General features: G+C 61.9%; 15 protein-coding genes. 4 read left to right on the forward strand and 11 right to left on the reverse strand.

Annotation, left to right across the window (positions count from 1 at the left end; translation table 11 throughout):
• Positions 1-978 (reverse strand): TAXI family TRAP transporter solute-binding subunit, encoded by a 978-nt coding sequence (locus tag J3364_RS08090; protein WP_203143353.1) that lies wholly within the window; start codon positions 976-978, stop codon positions 1-3.
• 850 nt (positions 979-1,828) lie between these two features.
• On the opposite strand from J3364_RS08090, the gene J3364_RS08095 reads away from it, so the two are divergent.
• On the forward strand, positions 1,829-4,078 hold the full coding sequence (locus J3364_RS08095) for an NADP-dependent isocitrate dehydrogenase (RefSeq protein ID WP_349557866.1): 2,250 nt from the start codon (positions 1,829-1,831) through the stop codon (positions 4,076-4,078).
• A gap of 77 nt (positions 4,079-4,155) precedes the next feature.
• On the opposite strand, the gene J3364_RS08100 is transcribed toward J3364_RS08095, so the two are convergent.
• Complete coding sequence (locus J3364_RS08100; RefSeq protein ID WP_123635962.1) at positions 4,156-4,821, reverse strand: SDR family oxidoreductase; 666 nt, start codon at positions 4,819-4,821, stop codon at positions 4,156-4,158.
• Positions 4,822-4,917: 96 nt separating this feature from the next.
• Positions 4,918-5,862 carry a LysR family transcriptional regulator gene (locus J3364_RS08105; protein WP_349557867.1) on the reverse strand — a complete coding sequence of 315 codons (945 nt, stop codon included), beginning with the start codon at positions 5,860-5,862 and terminating at the stop codon, positions 4,918-4,920.
• Between the two features lie 251 nt (positions 5,863-6,113).
• Here J3364_RS08105 and J3364_RS08110 point away from each other — a divergent pair, with 251 nt between their 5' ends.
• Positions 6,114-6,335: a DUF1127 domain-containing protein gene (locus tag J3364_RS08110; RefSeq protein WP_349557868.1), complete on the forward strand. Its 222-nt coding sequence runs from the start codon at positions 6,114-6,116 to the stop codon at positions 6,333-6,335.
• Between the two features lie 166 nt (positions 6,336-6,501).
• A complete protein-coding gene (locus J3364_RS08115) occupies positions 6,502-7,908 on the forward strand; it encodes a CHAD domain-containing protein (RefSeq protein WP_349557869.1) in 1,407 nt (468 codons plus the stop codon).
• Here the strand turns inward: J3364_RS08115 and glcF are convergent, their stop codons facing one another.
• The 7 genes from glcF to dctP all read right to left on the reverse strand — a co-directional run bounded on the left by glcF (position 7,909) and on the right by dctP (position 15,697).
• Positions 7,909-9,117 carry a glycolate oxidase subunit GlcF gene (gene glcF / locus J3364_RS08120; RefSeq protein WP_349557870.1) on the reverse strand — a complete coding sequence of 403 codons (1,209 nt, stop codon included), beginning with the start codon at positions 9,115-9,117 and terminating at the stop codon, positions 7,909-7,911.
• A gap of 5 nt (positions 9,118-9,122) precedes the next feature.
• Complete coding sequence (gene glcE, locus J3364_RS08125; protein WP_349557871.1) at positions 9,123-10,187, reverse strand: glycolate oxidase subunit GlcE; 1,065 nt, start codon at positions 10,185-10,187, stop codon at positions 9,123-9,125.
• Complete coding sequence (locus J3364_RS08130; RefSeq protein ID WP_349557872.1) at positions 10,187-11,638, reverse strand: FAD-linked oxidase C-terminal domain-containing protein; 1,452 nt, start codon at positions 11,636-11,638, stop codon at positions 10,187-10,189. Before J3364_RS08130 ends, glcE begins: the two co-directional genes overlap by 1 nt.
• Positions 11,639-11,710: 72 nt before the next feature.
• Positions 11,711-12,136, reverse strand: coding sequence for a GlcG/HbpS family heme-binding protein (locus tag J3364_RS08135; protein ID WP_349557873.1), 426 nt, complete (start codon positions 12,134-12,136; stop codon positions 11,711-11,713).
• Positions 12,137-12,222: 86 nt separating this feature from the next.
• A complete protein-coding gene (locus J3364_RS08140; RefSeq protein ID WP_349557874.1) occupies positions 12,223-13,773 on the reverse strand; it encodes a TRAP transporter large permease in 1,551 nt (516 codons plus the stop codon).
• Positions 13,770-14,483 carry a TRAP transporter small permease subunit gene (locus tag J3364_RS08145; RefSeq protein ID WP_349557875.1) on the reverse strand — a complete coding sequence of 238 codons (714 nt, stop codon included), beginning with the start codon at positions 14,481-14,483 and terminating at the stop codon, positions 13,770-13,772. Before J3364_RS08145 ends, J3364_RS08140 begins: the two co-directional genes overlap by 4 nt.
• A 95-nt stretch (positions 14,484-14,578) precedes the next feature.
• Positions 14,579-15,697 (reverse strand): TRAP transporter substrate-binding protein DctP, encoded by a 1,119-nt coding sequence (gene dctP / locus J3364_RS08150; RefSeq protein ID WP_349557876.1) that lies wholly within the window; start codon positions 15,695-15,697, stop codon positions 14,579-14,581.
• Between the two features lie 448 nt (positions 15,698-16,145).
• On the opposite strand from dctP, the gene J3364_RS08155 reads away from it, so the two are divergent.
• Entirely contained in the window at positions 16,146-17,108 is a 963-nt protein-coding gene (locus tag J3364_RS08155) for an HAD-IIA family hydrolase (RefSeq protein ID WP_349557877.1), read from the forward strand.
• A 4-nt stretch (positions 17,109-17,112) separates the two neighbouring features.
• Here the strand turns inward: J3364_RS08155 and mltF are convergent, their stop codons facing one another.
• Complete coding sequence (mltF, locus tag J3364_RS08160; RefSeq protein ID WP_349557878.1) at positions 17,113-18,519, reverse strand: membrane-bound lytic murein transglycosylase MltF; 1,407 nt, start codon at positions 18,517-18,519, stop codon at positions 17,113-17,115.
• Between the last annotated feature and the right edge of the window lie 78 nt (positions 18,520-18,597).

Below are 18,597 nucleotides of genomic sequence, written 5' to 3' on the forward strand. Positions count from 1 at the left end.
TTACTTGATCTGGCTGTCGTCGATCTTGTAGCCGTGCTCGTTGAACCAGCGAGCGGCACCCGGATGCCACGGCAGAACGGTGTTCTTGCTGTAGTTCTCCGGAATGGACGACTTGGCGGCCTTGTGGATGCCCACCATCTTGTCGTTGTTTTCCATGGTCAGCTTGGTCATCTCGTACACGAAGTCTTCCGGTACGTCACAGTTGGCGATGGCGAAGTTCCACATGGAAACGACGTTGGACGGCTTGTCCAGCGACTGGTAGGTGCTGGCCGGGATTTCGAACTTGGACACCGGGAAGTTGTTCAGGATTTTCTGCTGCTCTTCGTCCGTCATGCCGATGATGTTCACGTCGGTCTGCACTTCCAGCTGGCTGACCGCCGGAATCGGGATACCCGCCGCGAACGCAACCACGTCGATCAGGCCGTCCTGCAGCTGACCACCCAGGTCCGACCAACTGCCGTTACGACGCTCGTACTTCACGCCCAGGGCATCCATCATCTTCGGGAAGTAGGTGTCGGAGGTGGAACCGGCCGGGCCGAAACCAATCTTGGCGCCGTCGGGAATGTCGGAAATGGACTTGATGCCGGAGCTGGCCAGTGCGGTGACCGAGAACGGCGTCTGGTACATCGGGAACATGGCACAGACGTTGTCCATCTTCATGCCCGGAGCCAGCGGGCTGTTGCCATCGATGGATTCCTGGGCGGGGCCCAGCGTGGTCAGGCCGAACTTCAGGTCGCCGGTATGTACCAGCGCCATGTTCTGCATCGGGCCACCGGTAATTTCAGCACCGCCGGAGACGCCCAGGTTTTCGGAAATGAAGTGAGCCCAGCCAGAACCATAGGCGAAGTAAGTACCGCCCTGACTGGCTGTACCGACGGTGAATTTTTCGGGCCAGTCGGAACGGTCCTGCGCGGACGCGGAAGCGGATACGATCAGTGCCGAGGCGAACGAAGCCGCCAGCAGGGACTGTAATTTCATTGTTTTTGCTCCTGAATGTCATTGTCATTATTCGAGAGCATCTGAAGTCGAAGTCGTCGAGTGCTTCAGAGGCTCTCCAGTCATGCGCAGTCCACTCACAGCAAACTACAGGCCAGATCCGTAGAATTCGCGACTTTCCTGGCCCCAGCGGAAACCGTCACAATAGAAGATAGTCAGCAATGGGTCATTTTTCACCCACCCCTGACAGGGCAATGTGTGGGAACCCACCCATCACCCTTCAGAGAGAATGATCCGGGCAAACGGCCGACGACGCGATCGCCCAACAGGCCCCCCAAGACGCGCCGTTTTCGGCTACAATGTGTACCGGTTTCCGCAAGTGTCTTTCGGGGCAAAGCGAACCTTTTCCCCTGCGGTCTGTCCCGAAACACGCCCTTCGTGGGCTTTGCAGCGGACAGACTGAAAAGGGCGCTGTGAAAACGGCGGCACCCGGCGCAAGGCTGTGTTGCTCCATCCCGGCCTGACCGGGCAACGTCGCCCTGTACTGGCATCGCCGCCGGCATTAGTGTAGCTATTGTAGACATATACGTTTGGCTACTGGACGGCGCGGAATGTGAACAAAACGACGGCAGTTATGGTACGAATGGGGATGGCCCAAAGGAGGGACTCTCTGAAAACGCCCTGACGTTTCCCGCGTCGGGCAGGACGTTTTCAGCGGTTTCCTGGTCTGGAGAACGCCTGAATACCCACTGAACCACCTCTGGCTCGCCAAGCGGTTCAGGTGTTGTTCGACGTCTCCCCTGTTCATCCCGAGTAGGACCAGTGGATGCAGCTCACAAGGCCGCATCTGAACCATCCGTCCTGATCCACAACGACGACCTGAAGACGAAACATGACTGACTCCAAATCCAAGATTATCTATACCCTGACCGACGAAGCCCCTGCGCTGGCCACCCGCTCTCTCCTGCCGATCCTGGAGACGTTTGCGGCCCCCGCGGGCATCGAATTCGAAACCAGTGATATTTCCCTGGCCGCCCGTATCCTTGCGGCCTTCCCGGACCGTCTCAGCGAAGACCAGAAGGTTCCGGATCACCTGGCCGAACTGGGCGAATACACCAAGAACCCGCACGCCAACATCATCAAGCTGCCGAACATCAGCGCCTCTATCCCGCAGCTGCGTGCGGCCATCAAAGAGCTGAAAGAACAGGGCTACGACCTTCCTGAATACAAGGAGCATCCGGAGACCGACGAGGAGAAGGAAGCTCAGGCGCGTTACGCCAAGGTCCTCGGCAGTGCCGTGAACCCGGTCCTGCGTGAAGGCAACTCCGACCGTCGCGCTCCGGCCGCGGTCAAGGCCTTCGCCCGCAAATACCCGCACTCCATGGGTGAATGGAGCCCGGCCTCCCGCACGCACGTTGCCCACATGCGCGGCGGCGATTTCTACTCCAGCGAGCAGTCCCTGACCCTGGACAAGGCCACCACCGCGCGCATCGTCTTTGAAAACACCAAGGGTGAGCAGACCGTTCTGAAATCCGAGCTGCCGCTGCAGGAAGGCGAAGTGCTGGACGGCATGTTCATGAGCTGCAAGGCCCTGCGCAAGTTCTTCTCCGATGCGATCGAAGATTGCCAGAACACCGGCGTCATGTTCTCCCTGCACGTCAAGGCAACCATGATGAAGATCTCCCACCCGATCGTGTTCGGTCACGCGGTGAAGATCTTCTACAAGGAGCTGTTCGACAAGTACGGCGATCTGTTCGACGAGATCGGCGTGAACCCGAACAACGGCCTGTCTTCCGTCGTCGAGAAGATCAAGCAGCTGCCGGAATCCAAGCAGGAAGAGATCCAGGAAGACCTGCACGCCTGCTACGAGCACCGTCCGGAAATCGCCATGGTCGATTCCGTCAAAGGCATCACCAACCTGCACGTGCCCAGTGACGTCATCGTCGACGCCTCCATGCCGGCCATGATCCGTAACTCCGGCAAGATGTGGGCCCGTGATGGCAAGCTGAAGGACACCAAGGCGGTCATGCCGGAGTCCACCTACGCCACCATCTACCAGGAAGTGATCAACTTCTGTAAGACCCACGGCGCCTTTGACCCGACCAAGATGGGTACCGTGCCGAACGTGGGCCTGATGGCGCAGAAAGCTGAAGAGTATGGCTCCCACGACAAGACCTACGAAATCCCGGAAGACGGCGTTGTCCGCGTCATCGATGGCGACGGCAACGTACTGACCGAGCACAAGGTCGAGAAAGGCGACATCTGGCGCGCCTGCCAGACCAAGGACCTGCCGATCCGTGACTGGGTCAAGCTGGCCGTCAACCGTGCCCGCGCCACCGGCATGCCGGCGGTCTTCTGGCTGGACGATGAGCGTGCCCACGACGCACAGCTGATCAAGAAAGTCGAAAAATACCTGCAGGAGCACGACACCGACGGCCTGGACATCCGCATCATGTCGCCGGTTCGCGCCATCCGCTGGACCATGGAGCGCCTGCTCCGTGGCCTGGACACCATCTCCGTCACCGGTAACGTCCTGCGGGATTACCTGACTGACCTATTCCCGATCCTGGAACTGGGTACCAGTGCCAAGATGCTGTCCATCGTTCCGCTGCTCAACGGCGGCGGCCTGTACGAAACCGGTGCCGGCGGTTCCGCACCGAAGCACGTGCAGCAGCTGCTGGAAGAGAACCACCTGCGCTGGGATTCCCTCGGCGAGTTCCTCGCCATCGCCGTCTCACTTGAGGAACTGGGCGATAAGGAGCACAACGAGCGTGCGCGCATCCTTGGCCTGAGCCTCGACAAGGCGACCGAGCGTCTGCTGGAAAACAACCAGTCGCCGTCCCGCGTGACCGGCGAGCTGGACAACCGTGGTAGCCACTTCCACCTGGCCCGCTACTGGGCTGAGGAACTGGCCAACCAGGACGACGATCCCAAGCTGAAGGAATTCTTCGCCAAGCTGAGCAAGCAACTCGAAGACAACAAGGACACCATCCTGGAAGAAATGAGCGTGATCCAGGGCCATCCGGCCGACATCGGGGGCTACTACCACCCGCCGGCGGACAAGGTCTGCAAGATCATGCAACCGAGCGAGACGCTGAACGGCATCCTCGCCAAGGCCCGCGAAGACGCCCAGTCGGCGTAATCGCAGCGGTCTGAAAAAGCCCGGTCAGGGGAACCTGACCGGGCTTTTTTGTGGGCGGTGACCGGTCGGCGTGCCGGTTACCAGGGTAACTCTTCACCATTGCTGTGCCAGAAGGAACCGGTGTTCTCCAGGTTCAGTGCCTCGATGCGGGTCGCCAGGCCCAGCGCGGATTCTTCCGGCGTGATCAGGCCACCGAAGTTCACCATGCGGGTCTTCACATAGCCCGGATGCAGTTGGGCCACGGCAATACCGCGCGGCTTCAGGTCCATCGCCAGGGAGCGGCCGAGGGCGTTCAACGCCGCCTTGGAAGCGCGATAACCGTAACGTCCACCGGAGTCGTTGTCGGCCATCGAGCCCATACGGCTGGTGATGTTGGCGATCTTCGCACCCTCGCGCAGATACGGCAGCAAGGCTTCAGTCACCCGCAGGGGCGCATAGGCGTTCACTTCCATCTGGAAACGCAGGGAGTCGTAGTCGATACGGCCCAGCTCTTCGTCCTGTAACACCCCGGCATTGTTGATCAGCAGGTCTATCCCGTCGGTCTGCTTTACGGCCTCGACGATGCGAGCCACGCCAGAGTCGGTCGTCACATCGACGCCTTCAACCACTTGTTCGGCCACGTCCGCCAGCTCGTCGGACGCGCTCCGGCATACGCCGATGACCGACCAGTCATGACGGGCGTAATAGCGCGCCAGTTCCAGCCCCACACCGCGGTTAGCGCCGGTAATCAGCACTCGCAACATATGTGTCCCTCTCCCGATAAAACGTTGTTATTGGCGAGGACCATATAACAGGGTGTCGTCCGAGGCCAAGCAAAGGCGTAATATATGAACTCTTGTTCAGGATGGGTTAAGCATACCGGCGGTGGTTTCCCGCAGGGTACCGGGCGCCACCCGGGCCCCGCTCCACTGATCCTGCACCAGATGCACGAACACCGCCAGCTCCGGAAGCTGATGACGCCGGTCCCGCCGCACCACAAGGTAGAGCGGCACGCGCCCGCCGGTGTCCGGATACACCCGAACCTCATTCCGGCATTCCGCCATGTCCGCCAGGTGAGCCTCCACCAGTGCCAACCCGAGCCCCGCCTTGACCATGGTGATGGTGGAATATTCATCGTCCGAGGTGGCCACGATATTGGCCTCGTCGTAATGCGATCCCAGGATCTGGCGCATCAGGTCGCTGTACGGACACTCCATGCTCGGCGAGATCCAGGCGCGACCGGCCAGCTCTCCGGCGGTGGCCGGCAACGGCCCGCTTTTACCGGCCGGCGGCCCCACGGTAACAATGTTCACGTGACCCAGTTCGGTCCGCTCCAGATCCGGGTGATCCCGGCCACCGAAGACAAACCCCGCGTCCAGATCCCCCGTCAGCACCGCCCGCTGGTTGTCGCCCGAATTCCCGGATCGCACCACCAGCGAAACGTCCGGGAGTTCCCGGGCGGCCGCTTCCAGCACCTGTTCGAAACGCAGCAGTTCGGGCAGGGCATTGAGGCCGAACAGCAGTTGGGTGCGGGCACGGCCGGCAATGGCGTGGGCGGTCGTCTCGAATTCGGCCAGGTTTCCCAGAATGCGATTGGCCATGGGCAACAGGCGCCGGCCAGCCTCAGTCAGCAGCATGCCTTTGCTGGTGCGTTCGAACAGCGTCAGGTTGAGGGCGTCTTCCAGCTGCTTGAGCTGAGCACTGACCGCGGCAGGCGTGGAGAACCGGCGCTCCGCCGCGCGGGTCAGGTTTTTCTCTTCAGCGATCAACACAAACGAACGCAGCTTCTCGATCTGGATATTCATCGGGACTCTCCATGGCAATACCCTGCGATGACGCCATCCATTGCGGACCGGCCACAGCCCGGCGCCGGTCATACATCACCAAAGCATAACAGGGCCACTTTCCCGAAGTCTGCTACAAAGCGGCTTCTCGCGCGTTCAGGTTTTCTTAACGCCGCGTGAAAAATTTATAGATTCCGCACCTTTCGGGACTTTTCTAGCATCAGGGTTCGAGTCGGCGATCACCGACGCCATCACACCGGGAGGACACCGCCATGCAACACACCCTGACGCTCAAGCCCCGCAAAATCCAATGGCCGACCCTGCCGGTACTGTCCCGGCTGCGCCGTTGGCGCAAACGTCTGGCCAACCGCCGCTCGCTGCGGCGTGATTTCGGCGCCGCCAGCCCGGCCTGGCTGGCGCATATGGAGCGGGATATCGGCCTGGAGCCGGGTGACCTGCAGCGGGAAATGAACAAGCCGTTCTGGGCCGAGTAACCCCGGCCTCGACGACGCGAATCCTGCCATTGGGGATGGCCTTCAAGCCATCCCCTTTTTTGTGGCCGTGGCCGGCCGTGCGTTGACCGGCGTCATTGCGCTCGCGCAACACGGATGTCACATTCAGCATGCTATCCTGCCCAGGCCTATGATGGATTCAGCATGCATGAAACACCTTTTCCTGATTCGACACGGCAAATCGAGTTGGTCCGACGCCTCGCTGGAGGATTGGGAGCGCCCGCTGAACAAGCGTGGCCTACGGCAGATCGCCGACATGGCCCCGGTTCTTCAACGGATCGGTGCGTTTGACGGCGCGGTGTATTCGAGCAATGCCCTGCGTGCGCGCAAGACCATCGAGGGGATGCTGGCCGGCCTGGACGACAGGACGCTGGCCGAACGGGTCGCCGTCAAATCCCGCCTCTATACCTTCAGTGGCGATGTCCTCTGGAAATGGCTGCGCAAGCAGCAGGACGATGGCGCGATCACCCTGGTCGGCCACAACCCGGCCCTGCTGGAGCTGGCCAATCGCCTCCTGCGCCACCCTATCGACGCCCTGCCGACATCCGGTTGCGTGCACATCCTGTTGCCGATCCAGCGCTGGAAGGAGATGGAGCCGGACACCGGCGCGCTGGCCCTGTATCTGAAACCAGCCTGGGTCAACTACACGGAATTCCAGCGCAAGCAGTCCGGCGACCCGGGCAAGAAAGAGGAAGGGCACTCCCTGCGCGGTCTGGCGCTGTCCCTGCCCCACTTGATGGACCGGTTGACCGAATTGGAGCCGCCGGCGGCCCTGGGTTTCGATCCCGAATTCCTGCACCAGTACCGGATCACCATCCGCAAGGTTCGCGCCGTGATGGAGACGCTCTACGCGCTCTCCGGCGACAAGGCGCTGAAGGCCCCCATCAAGCGCTTGCGCCGTCACGCTCAGGCCACCAGCGCCTTGCGCGATCTGGACGTGTTCAATGAGACCCTCTTGGCGTGGCTGAACGACCCGGAATTTCAGGATGCTCTAAAGACCACGGGGGTTCCGCAGGCCTTTCGGGCAAGGCAGCGGGAGACCCAACTGGCCTTTGCCCAACACATCGACGCGCGGGACTACCTCGATGACTGGGAAAACCTGCAGTCCTTCGTCCGCTCCAACCGCTTGAAGGCGATTCTCGACAGCTTGGACAAGCACCGCACCCGCGAAGCCCTGGATGCCCGCATTGCCGACCATAACGCCCGGCTGGTCGCCCTGTCGGACCTGTCTCCGGACGAGGATTTCCACCGCCTGCGCAAATGCCTCAAACGCATCCGCTATCTGGCGGATCTGGATCGGGCGCTGCACAAAGCCTTTCGCAAGGACCTGAAACAGCGCCAGACGATTCTGGGAGACTTCCAGGACCGGCATATTCAGCTGGCCTTCATGCAGACCTATCAGGCGGAAGCGGATCCAGAGGGACGGTTGACGCCGTTGATTGAACGGCTGTCGAGCCAGAAGCAGGCGGACCGCCAGCGCATACTGACCCTCGACGTGATCGATGCACCGGAGCCACTCACCCGCACCGGAAAACCGCGGACCCTGGAAGCCTGATCAGCGGTCCAGCAGCTCAATCCAGTGGTGCACCGGCCGGTCCGCCTTACTGCCGATGTGCAGCTGGCAGCCGATGTTGGCGGTGACGATGCGGTCCGGGTTGTCGATGGTCAGTGCCTTGAGCTTGTTGCCCAGCAAGCGCTGGCTCAGTTCCGGCTGGAGAATGGAATAGGTGCCGGCGGAGCCACAGCACAGGTGCTTGTCGCGGGTTTCCGCCAGATCGATGCCCACCTTGCGCAACACCTGCTCCATCACGCCGTTCTGCTTCATCGCGTGTTGCAAGGTGCAGGGGCAGTGCACGGCCACTTTGCCGGATGATTCGGCCGGGCGCAGGGTGGACAGATCCTCCTGCAGCAGGAATTCACCCAGATCCCGGGTCATGGCGCTGATGCGCGCGGCCTTGTGGGCATAGTCCGGATCGTCCCGCAGCAGGTGGCCGTAGTCCTGCACCATGGCGCCGCAGCCGGAGGCGGTCATGACGATGGCTTCCGCCCCGCCCTCGATCATCGGCCACCAGGCGTCGATGTTGCGGCGCATGTCGTCCAGGCCGTCGTCGTGGGCGGACAGGTGGTAATTAATGGCCCCGCAGCAGCCGGCTTCCGACGCTTCAATCAGCGAAATGCCCAGCCGATCCAGCACCCGGGCCGCGGCGGCGTTGGTGTAAGGCGTCGCGGCCGACTGCACGCAGCCGGCGAGGGCGATCACCACCCGTTCGTGCCGGGCGGCGGGCCAGGGCCGGGTGGCCTGCCGGGGCGGCACCTTCGAGCGCAGCGCCTCAGGCAACAGCGGCCGGAACACTTGCCCGAGGGCCAGCAGTGGCGTGAACAGCGCGCGCCTGGGGACAATGGTGCGCAGCGCCCAGCGAATCATCCGTTCACGGCGCGGGCGCTCCAGCTTCTCATCCACCAGACCCCGGGTGATGTCCACCAACCGGCCGTACTGCACGCCGGACGGACAGGTGGTTTCGCAACTGCGGCAAGTCAGGCAACGGTCCAGGTGCGTGCGGGTTTTCTCCGTCACCTCATTGCCTTCCAGGAACTGCTTCATCAGGTAGATCCGGCCGCGCGGGCCGTCCCGCTCGTCGTTCAGTTCCTGATAAGTGGGACAGGTGGCGGTGCAGAAACCGCAGTGCACGCAGGCGCGCAGGATAGCTTCAGCCTCCTGGCCCTCGGTAGTGTTGGCGAATTCCTTGACAAGATTGGTCTGCATACGGGTTACAACCAGCTGTAGAGTCGACCGGGATTAAAGACGCCGTCGGGATCGAAGGCCTGCTTGAGGCGTTGTTGGATCTGCTGCAACGGCTGGGCCTGGCGATGCATCACCTCGCCGCGGCGATCGCCGCCACGGAACAGGCTGACTTGGCCACCGGCGGCCTCCGCCAGCGGTTCCAGGTCGCCCATCGTGGCTTCGCCCCGATACCAGCGCTGGGCGCCGCCCCAATCCACCAGCCAGTCGCCGTCCATCGGCGGGTTGGCGGCGGTGCTGTTCACTGAGAATCGCCACAGCGGGGCGTCACCGGCGAAGAAATCCAGACGCTGATCGCGCAGTGCAGCCCAGAAATCACCGGCGTCTTCCAATACATCACCGTCCCAGTGATGGGCAGTGGCTTCCACCGCGGACTGGGCCCCCGCCAGGCGCAGGTACAGCTTGCCGTCGACCCAGCAGGCGCCGGTCAGCGGCTTGGGTTCGCCAGCGCGCCGGTTCATGTAGGGTATGGCCTCTTCCAGGTCCATGGCCTGCACCAGCGTCAGACTCGACGCCGGCCGCGGCATCACCTTGAGGCTGACCTCAGTGATCACGCCCAGGCAGCCCATGGCGCCGGCCTGCAGACGTGAAACGTCGTAGCCGGCCACATTCTTCATCACCTGACCGCCAAAATGCAGATGCTCGGCCTTACCGTTGATCAAACGCAGGCCCAGCACCTGATCCCGCACGGAATAGGTCCAGGGCCGGCCGGGGCCGGACTGGTTGCAGGCCAGGGTGCCGCCGATGGTGCTGCGCGCAGAGAAATGTGGCGGCTCGAATGACAGGCACTGGTTGTGCTCGGCCAGCGCCGCGTCGATCTCTTTCAGCGGTGTCCCGGCGCGGACGGTCAGAACCAGCTCCACCGGCTGGTAGTCGACGATGCCGGTGTGCTCGGACAGGTTCAGCGGCGTGGTCTCCACATCGCTCTCGCGGCCCATGAAGGCTTTGCTGCCACCGCCGACAATCGACAGCTTGCGCTCTTCCGCCAGCGCCGCGTAGACCTGTTGCTGCAGTGTTTGAGTGTTGTCCGCCATCAGGCCTCCGCCGCATGGGCTTTGTGTTCCAGGGACCGGTACTCCTGGCAATGACGCAGGGCCGGCACACCCTTGCCCGGGTTCAGCAGGCCGTCCGGATCGAAAGCCGCCTTGAGGGCGTGGAACTGGGCCAGTTCCAGGTCGTCGAACTGGATCGCCATCTGGCGGATTTTCTCGACGCCCACGCCGTGTTCCCCAGTGATGCAGCCGCCGACGTTCACGCACATGGCGAGGATAGCGCCACCAAATTCCTCGGTGCGCTCAAATTCGCCCGGCACATTGGCATCGAACAGGATCAGCGGGTGCATGTTGCCGTCACCGGCGTGGAACACGTTGGCGACGCGCAGTCCGTAATGCTCGGACATCTTCTGCATTTCCGTCAGCACGTAGGCCAGGTGGCGCCGGGGAATGGTGCCGTCCATGCAGTAATAGTCCGGCGAGATCCGGCCCACCGCCGGGAACGCCGACTTGCGGCCTTTCCAGAGCAGCGCCCGTTCCTCCTCGCTCTGGGACACGCGGATGGAGGTGGCCCCGAAGGACCGGAACAGGTTGCTCGCCTGCTCGATGTGTTCCTGTACCTCCTCGGCGGTCCCGTCCACTTCGCACAGCAGCAGGGCCGCCGCGTCTCGGGGATAGCCGGCCTGGGCAAAATCCTCGGCGGCAACGATGGCAAAGCCGTCCATCATTTCCAGCCCGCCCGGGATAATACCGTGGGCGATGACGCCGCCCACCGCATCGCCGGCATTCTGCACCGAATCGAACCCGGCCATCACCACCTGGGCCTGTTCCGGTTTGGGCAGCAGTTTGACCTTCACTTCAGTGACGATCCCAAGCAGGCCCTCGGAGCCGGTCATCAACGCCAGCATGTCCATGCCGCAGCCGTCCAGCGCATCGCTGCCCACCACCAGCTTCTCGCCCTCGACGGTCACCATCTCGACACTGAGGATGTTGTGGACGGTCAGGCCGTACTTGAGGCAATGCACACCACCGGAGTTCTCGGCGACGTTGCCGCCAATGGTGCAGGCAATCTGGGAGGAGGGATCGGGACCATAGTAGAGGCCGTATTGCGCCGCTTCCTCGCTGATGGCCAGGTTGCGGACGCCGGGCTGCAGGCGCGCGGTGCGAGCCAGCGGATCGATCTGAAGGATGCGGTTGAACTTGGCCAGCGACAGCACCACGCCTTCGGCATGGGGCATGGCCCCGGCACTCAAGCCGGTTCCGGCGCCGCGGGCGACCACCGGCACCTTGTGCTCGTGGCACAGGCGCATGGCCTGCTGCACCTGTTCGACGGTCTCCGGCAACACCACCAGCCAAGGCATCTCACAGTACATGGACAGGCCGTCGCACTCGTAGGGCCGGATGGTTTCGTCATCCTCGATGACGAACGCCGGATCGATAAACGTGCGGAACTGGCGCGCCAGCTCGGCACGATCGATCGTGGGTGTGGACATGCTCTCTCTCCCGGTCCAAACAGGACCGACTTCTTATCGTTGTTCTAAGTTATGCCCGGCACCGACCGCGGATCAACCCCGTTTTGCGAGGAAATAATCCAGCCCGGCCTGGGCGCACTCCATATCCTGTTGCGGGGTACCGGAACTCAGGCCGATACCGCCGACCACTTCTCCGTCGACCGTCACCGGCAGGCCACCGCCTACGGAACTGATACGACCGCCCACCTCGGTGTGGATGCCAAAGGCCAGCTGGCCGGGTACGTTGGCGGCGTTGTATTCGTGGGTCGCCTTGCGCGCCGCAGCAGCGGTGTAGGCCTTATCCTGGGCAATGATCACGCTGGAGGTCTTGCCGCCGTCCATGCGTTCGAACGCCACCAGGTTGCCGGACTCATCGGTGATCGCGATGCACATCGGCACGCCGATCTCGCGGGCTTTCTCGGCGGCGCCTTCGATCAACAGGCGGGCGTCAGCAATGTCCAGGCGTTTCAGGGTAAGCATGTGGAATCTCCTTTAACCGGTTGGGAACTCCCCCGGTTATAACCGGGGGCGCCCCGCGTCGGCCATGCGACTTTCATCGGGTGGTTTTAACCGTAGACCCTATCCGGCAGCCAGGTGATGATCGCCGGGAACAGGATGCACAGCACCAGCCCCAGGCACTGCAGCCCGAGGAACACCAGCGACGAGCGGAAGATGGTCGCCATGGAAATCTCCGGCGGGCACACACCGCGGATGTAGAACAACGCATAGCCGAATGGCGGGCTGAGGAAGGACATCTGCATGTTTACCAGGTAGAGCACGCCGAACCAGAGCACCACATCCTCCCCCGGTACCGCCGGCAGACCGAACAGGCCATCGAAGGTTAACGACTTCACGATGGGAATGAAGATCGGCACTGCCAGCAGCAGGATGCCGACCCAGTCCAGGAACATACCCAGGATCACCAGCAGGGCCATCAGCAGGAACAGGATGCCGTAGGACGACAGGCCCGTTCCCAGGATGGCGTTGGTAATGAACTCCTGACCGCCCTGGAGGATGTAGAAGCCCACAAACACCGACGCCCCGAACATGATCCAAAGCACCATCGCCGAGGCCTTGGCAGTGGTGATGGAAGCTTCCTTGAGGGTCTTGATGGAAAAGGACTTGTGCATCGCGGCCACCACCATGGCGCCAAACGAGCCAATGCCGGCCGCCTCCACCGGCGTGGCAATGCCGCCGAACAGCAGCCCCAGCACCAAGGCCACCAGGATGAAGGGCGCGATCAGGTCCTTCAGCAACAGCAGCTTGTCCTTGAAAGAGATGCGTTCCTCTTTCGAGATCGGTGGCCCCAGCTTGGGATTGATGGCCGTGCGGATCAGCACGTAGGCGATGTACATTCCGGACAGCATCAGCCCCGGCACCACGGAACCCAGATAGAGTTCGCCCACCGACTGCTGCGCCACCACGGCGTAGAGGATCGCCAGGATCGAGGGCGGGATCAGGATGCCCAGTGTGCCCCCGGCCATGATCGAGCCGAGCGCAATCTGGTGATCGTAACCACGCCGCAGCATGGCCGGCAGCGCGATGATGCCCATGGTGACCACCGCGGCCCCGATCACGCCCACCATTGCCGCCAGGATCGTCGACGCCAGGATGGTGGCCGAGGCCAGGCCGCCGCTGAGTCCGCCCATCCACTTGTAGACGACGTTGAACATTTCCTCGATCAACCCGGCCCGTTCCAGCATCGACGCCATAAAGATAAACAGCGGAATGGCGGCCAGGTCCGAGTTGGTCATCATCGGGAAGATGCGGCTGGGGACGATGTTGAGCATCATCGCATCGCCCACGAGGTAGATGAACGCGACACCCAGACCGCCGGTGACGAACGCCAGCGGCAGGCCCATCATCAGCGCGACCAGCAACGAGCCGAACATCAGGTAAGTGAGCGGTCCGATACCAATGCCGTAAAGACTGCCGGCCAGTCGGAACAGGAAGTATTCGTCGCTGTAGGGGTCGTAGAACAGGATGTTGATGGTCTCGACCACAATGATGAAGCCCAGCGCTACTGTCGCGATGATCATCAGCCAGGTACCGATCTGGCCGATCATGGCCTTCATCGCGCTGTCTGCCGTATCGGGTTTGGCGGTGTTGACGCTCATGCGTTGCCCTCCTTACCCAGTCGGATGAACAGGGCAATGTCCTTGATCAGCTTGGACAGGCCCGCCAGCAGAATCAGGATGGCGCCCAACAGCATCATGAACTTCACCGGGTAATACTGGATACCCCAGGTTTCCACGGTGGTTTCGTGCATGGAGTAGCTGTTCTGGAAGAAGGTCCAGGAGGTGATCGCCAGTACCAGCGCAAACATGAAGAAGAACATGGACGTGAAGATGTCCATGCCGATCTGGCCCCGTTCGGGCAACAGGTTATAGAGCACATCGACCCGCACGTGGGCCCCGTGCAGCATGGCGAAGGCGCCTGCCAGCAGGTACTGCATGCCCAGCAGCAGGAAGCTCGCCTCATGCACCCAGATGGTGGGCATGTTGAAGATGTAGCGCATGACCACTTCGAAGAAATAGAAGCACACGGCGTTGACGGTCCAGAACGCCACGAAGACGCCCGAATGCTCGCTGATCCAGTCGATCGCCCGGGTCAACCCGTTCACCCCCGCATCCGGATGACGGGTATACACCGTCTCCTCGGCATCCTGGCCTTCGCCGGGGGTATAGACTGCTTCTTCCGCTGCCTCGCCCTTACGCTTCCGCTGCCAGCGATCCAGCGCCATCATCAACAACGGCATCACCGCCAGCCAACCCCAGTACAGCCAGTGGGGCAACACAAAACCAAACCCTTCCAGTTCGTCGGACATACTTCACCCCGCAACACGCCAAAAACCCCCGGAGCTCACCCCGGGGGCCAAAGGGGAAGGCGATGCCCTCCCCGATTCAACGCCCCTGACGGGATCTATTCCATCCCCTTGAGGTCGTCCGGGCTCAGATAGCCCATGATCTCGTTCTCCATGTACTTGACCTGAAGATCGAACACCTTGCGGGCGTCGTCATCCTTGTTGGCCCAGCGGAACCAGATGGGAATGGCGGCCTTCCGGAATCGTTGCAGATCCTCCTGGCTCAGGCGGGACACCACGTTGCCATCCGCCTTGAATTTCTCCATGGCCTCGATGTTGCGTTTCTGGATGGTCAGGTAGTGCTTCTGGGAGTAGATCCGCAGCTCGTCCTCAACCAGTTGCTGGAGCTCCGGAGACAGGCTGTTCCAGGCACGCAGGTTGACGGTCAGGTCCATCAGATCCACCGGTTGATAGATGGACATGACGCCCGGCGGTCCGAACAGGATGTACTTGGTCACCTGGGAGAAGCCCAGCTCGTAGTTTACCGCCGGCCCCACGTAGTCCGCCGCGTCGATGGTGCCCTTCTCCAGGGCCGGGAAGATGTCCGAGCCCGGCAGGCTCACCGTGGACACCCCGAACTGCTGGAACACCTCGGCGACCATGCCGCCGGGCACCCGGATCTTCATGCCCTTGAGGTCGTCCAGGCTGCTGACCGGCTTCTTGGAGTGAATGATGTTGGCGTCATGCTGGATCGGGCCCACGTAGAACAGGCCGTATTTCTTGTAGATATCGCGGGTCATTTCCAGCATGCCCAGCGAATAGAACATGGTGTCCCACTGGTGCGGCTGATCCGGACCGCCGGGATAGGACGACAGGAACACCGACGCCGGAATCTTGCCCGACCAGTACAGCGTAAACGGGTTCATCCCCTGCAATACGCCGTTGCGCACCGCCTCAAACAAGGCGTTGTTGTCCGCCGCCACGGCCTTGGCCGGGAAGCACTTGAAGATCAGCTCACCGCCGCTCTTCTTCTCCATGCTGTTGCACCACTCCTCGAACAGGGAGTAGCCCACCGTACCCGCGTCCCAGACGGACTGGATCTTCCAGGTGGTGGCCGCCGCAACGGTGGTTGTCAGGAAAGAAGCCCCCACGAAGGTGGTGGCTATGGCGAGGGTTTTCAGAAAACCACGTCGATTACCCGCGGCCTTTCGGTCGATACCGCTGTCACGTGTGTTCATGATTCAGTCCCCAGCATTCGTTGTTTTTGTCGGGCTCATCGCCCTTTTAAGAGGCACTTCGGGACCGGAACGAGGTGCGTGCCCGTGGCCTACAAACTGTGAATGCCACTTCATCCCGGTCAGATTTGAATATCGTCACAGATTTCGAATTCGTCCAGATTTTGATCAATAAACGAAAGCTATTGCAGTTATTATCTTTTTGCTTCCTCATAATTTATTGATCGATAAAGCAATTCCAGGCTCCGGGACGGCCTTATCCAATAGTCTAAGAAAGCGTTTAAAGGCGACCTCTCCAAACGGTCGGCCCCGAACGTTCAGTACCCGGTCCCTGGCAAGACAGCGCGGTCGATACCGGCTAAAGTAAAGGCCATTGATTGCGGCAACGGACCGGTATGAAGACCGGTAACGGATTGACCGATCGCCCGCTCAGACAGGCTGTTCTGCTTCCATGACGTCATCAGACACCACCAGCGCCATCCACGATCTCTTGCCCCCGACGCCCCGCTGGGCGTTCTCGGAATACGAACGTATTCGCCACCGCCTGCCCCGGGGACCGTCCCGGCCAGACGCTACGGTGCCGGAGGCCCAGCCGTCATTGGGGCCGCTGGCCGATCGTTTCGATGCCTTCGTCTTTGACGCGTTCGGGGTGCTCAACACGGGCGATCGGGCGCTGACCCACGCCGTTACCCGGTTTGCCGAGCTGCAGCAGGCGGGCAAGCCGTGCCTGATCCTGTCCAACGCGGCGACGGCATCTACGGCGCGATTGCTGGAGAAGTACCGGCGGATGGGGTTTGGTGTCGGGGAAAGCCAGCTGATTTCCAGCCGCTGGCTGCTGGAACAGGCCCTGGCCGACAACCCCCGGCAGGGATTATGGGGCGTCATCGCACCACTGGAAGCCAACCCCCAGACGCTCGGCGTGAACTACCTCAGCATCCAGGGCGATCCCAACGCGAACCTGCGTGAGCGGATGGACCGCTGCGACGGGTTCATTTTTCTGAGTACCCGCGACTGGACCCGGGACCATCAGGCGTTGCTGGAAGCCAGCCTGGCGTCCTATCCGCGACCGCTGGAAGTCGCCAACCCGGATCTGGTGGCCCCCCGTGGCGACCGGCTGACCCTGGAGCCGGGTTTCTTCTCCCATCAACTGGCGGATCGCACCGGCATTACGCCGGTATTCTATGGCAAGCCGTATTCACCGGCTTTCCAGGCGGCCCTGGACCGGCTGGGCAACCCGGAGCCGGAACGGGTCCTGATGGTGGGCGACACCCTGCACACGGATATCCTCGGCGGGCAAAGTGCCGGTATGGGGACTCTACTGGTGACCGATTACGGCTCCCTCAACGGGCTGGATATCGGGGCCTGTATCACTCGATCCGGCATCACACCGGATTTCGTGGCGCCGCATATCTGATGGCCTAACGAAAAGCCGTCTCTATCACATCCCGATAATTGCGGATTCGGGAAACATAATGCACCGGCTCATAGCCTCGCGCATACCCATAGCGCAACTGGCTGTAATACTGCTTGTCCGCCAGCAGCGGCAGCACTTCGCGCATGTCGGCCCAGGAGTCGGGATTCCTGCCTAGCTTGCGGGCCAGGGTGCGCGCGTCCAGCAGGTGGCCACGGCCGATGTTGTAACTGGCCAGGGCCAAAAATGTGCGGTCGGGTTCGGGGATGGTGTCCGGCAGTCGACGGTGGCGGTCGGCCAGGTAGCGGGCGCCACCGTCCACACTCTGCTCCGGGTCGAGCCGGTTATCGACACCCCACGCCTTGGCGGTATTCAGAGTGAGCATCATCAGCCCCCGCACACCCGTCGGGCTCTTGGCGAGCGGATCCCAGTGGGACTCCTGGTACGCCTGCGCCGCCAGCAGGTCGGCCGGCAGGCCGGTTTGCGCTTCGGCATCGACAAACAGATCCCGGTATTTGGGCAGGCGGTCGTCGATGCGACGGGTCAGGGCCCGCGAATCCACAAAGTCAAAATCACCAATGTAGGCGTAATAGCGATAGTTCACGCCGGCCTCGGCCAGACGGCCGTCGTCACTGCTGAGCCACTGGCTGGTCTCCTTCGCCAGCGTCTTCTCGCCCTTCGGCAGGTACCAGCCGAGCCCATGCACGTCGGTCAGATCCATGGCGATGTCCAGGTGCGGCATGAAGCGGCGGTTTACCTGGACGATGTTGGAGTCCGCGACCGTGCAGTCCAGCTCACCCTGTTCCACCTGGGCCAGCAGGCGCTCGGTGCTGCGCTCGGGATCTTCCTCGAACTGCAGATTGGGATTCAGCTCGGCCATTTGTTGCAGGGTCTCAACATAGCTGGAGTGGGCCGTGACCCGAATGGTCAGCTCCCCGATATCCGCCGGCTTTTTCGGCAGCGGGCGCTGACTGCGATTGCAGACCAGCTGTTCAGTGATCTGGGTGTGGGTACCACCTCGCACGAAGTCAGCGTCGCGGGACGGCAGATGGGTCAGCCCCGCCGCCGCCAGATGCACATCGCCCACTTCCAGCCGATCCAATACGGCGGCGGTGGATGGCAGCACCACCCAGTCCACGGTCCAGCCCTTTGACTTGGCAAACGCCTCTGCCAGATCGTACTCAGGGCCGGTGGGCGTTTCCTGGCGATCCAGGTAGTAGGTCGTGGAACCATTACGGGTGGCGACCCGCAACACACCGCTCTCATCGGGTGATTTCAGCGCATTCACTCCACTGGGTTGCTCACCGGTACCGGCCGCTTTTGCAGAGGTGTTGCCGTCCGTAGACGGATCGCTGCACGCCGAAAGAAGCCCTGACAGACACAGTGCAATCACGCAGGGAAACGTCGATCTCATGATGGGATCTCCCCTTTTATGCTTTCTTTATTCATAGACCGGTACGCCCGCAGCGGCCAGACAGATTCGCCTCCCCAT

The organism is Marinobacter sp. NFXS9, assembly GCF_040148665.1.
Lineage (GTDB): Bacteria > Pseudomonadota > Gammaproteobacteria > Pseudomonadales > Oleiphilaceae > Marinobacter_A > Marinobacter_A mangrovi.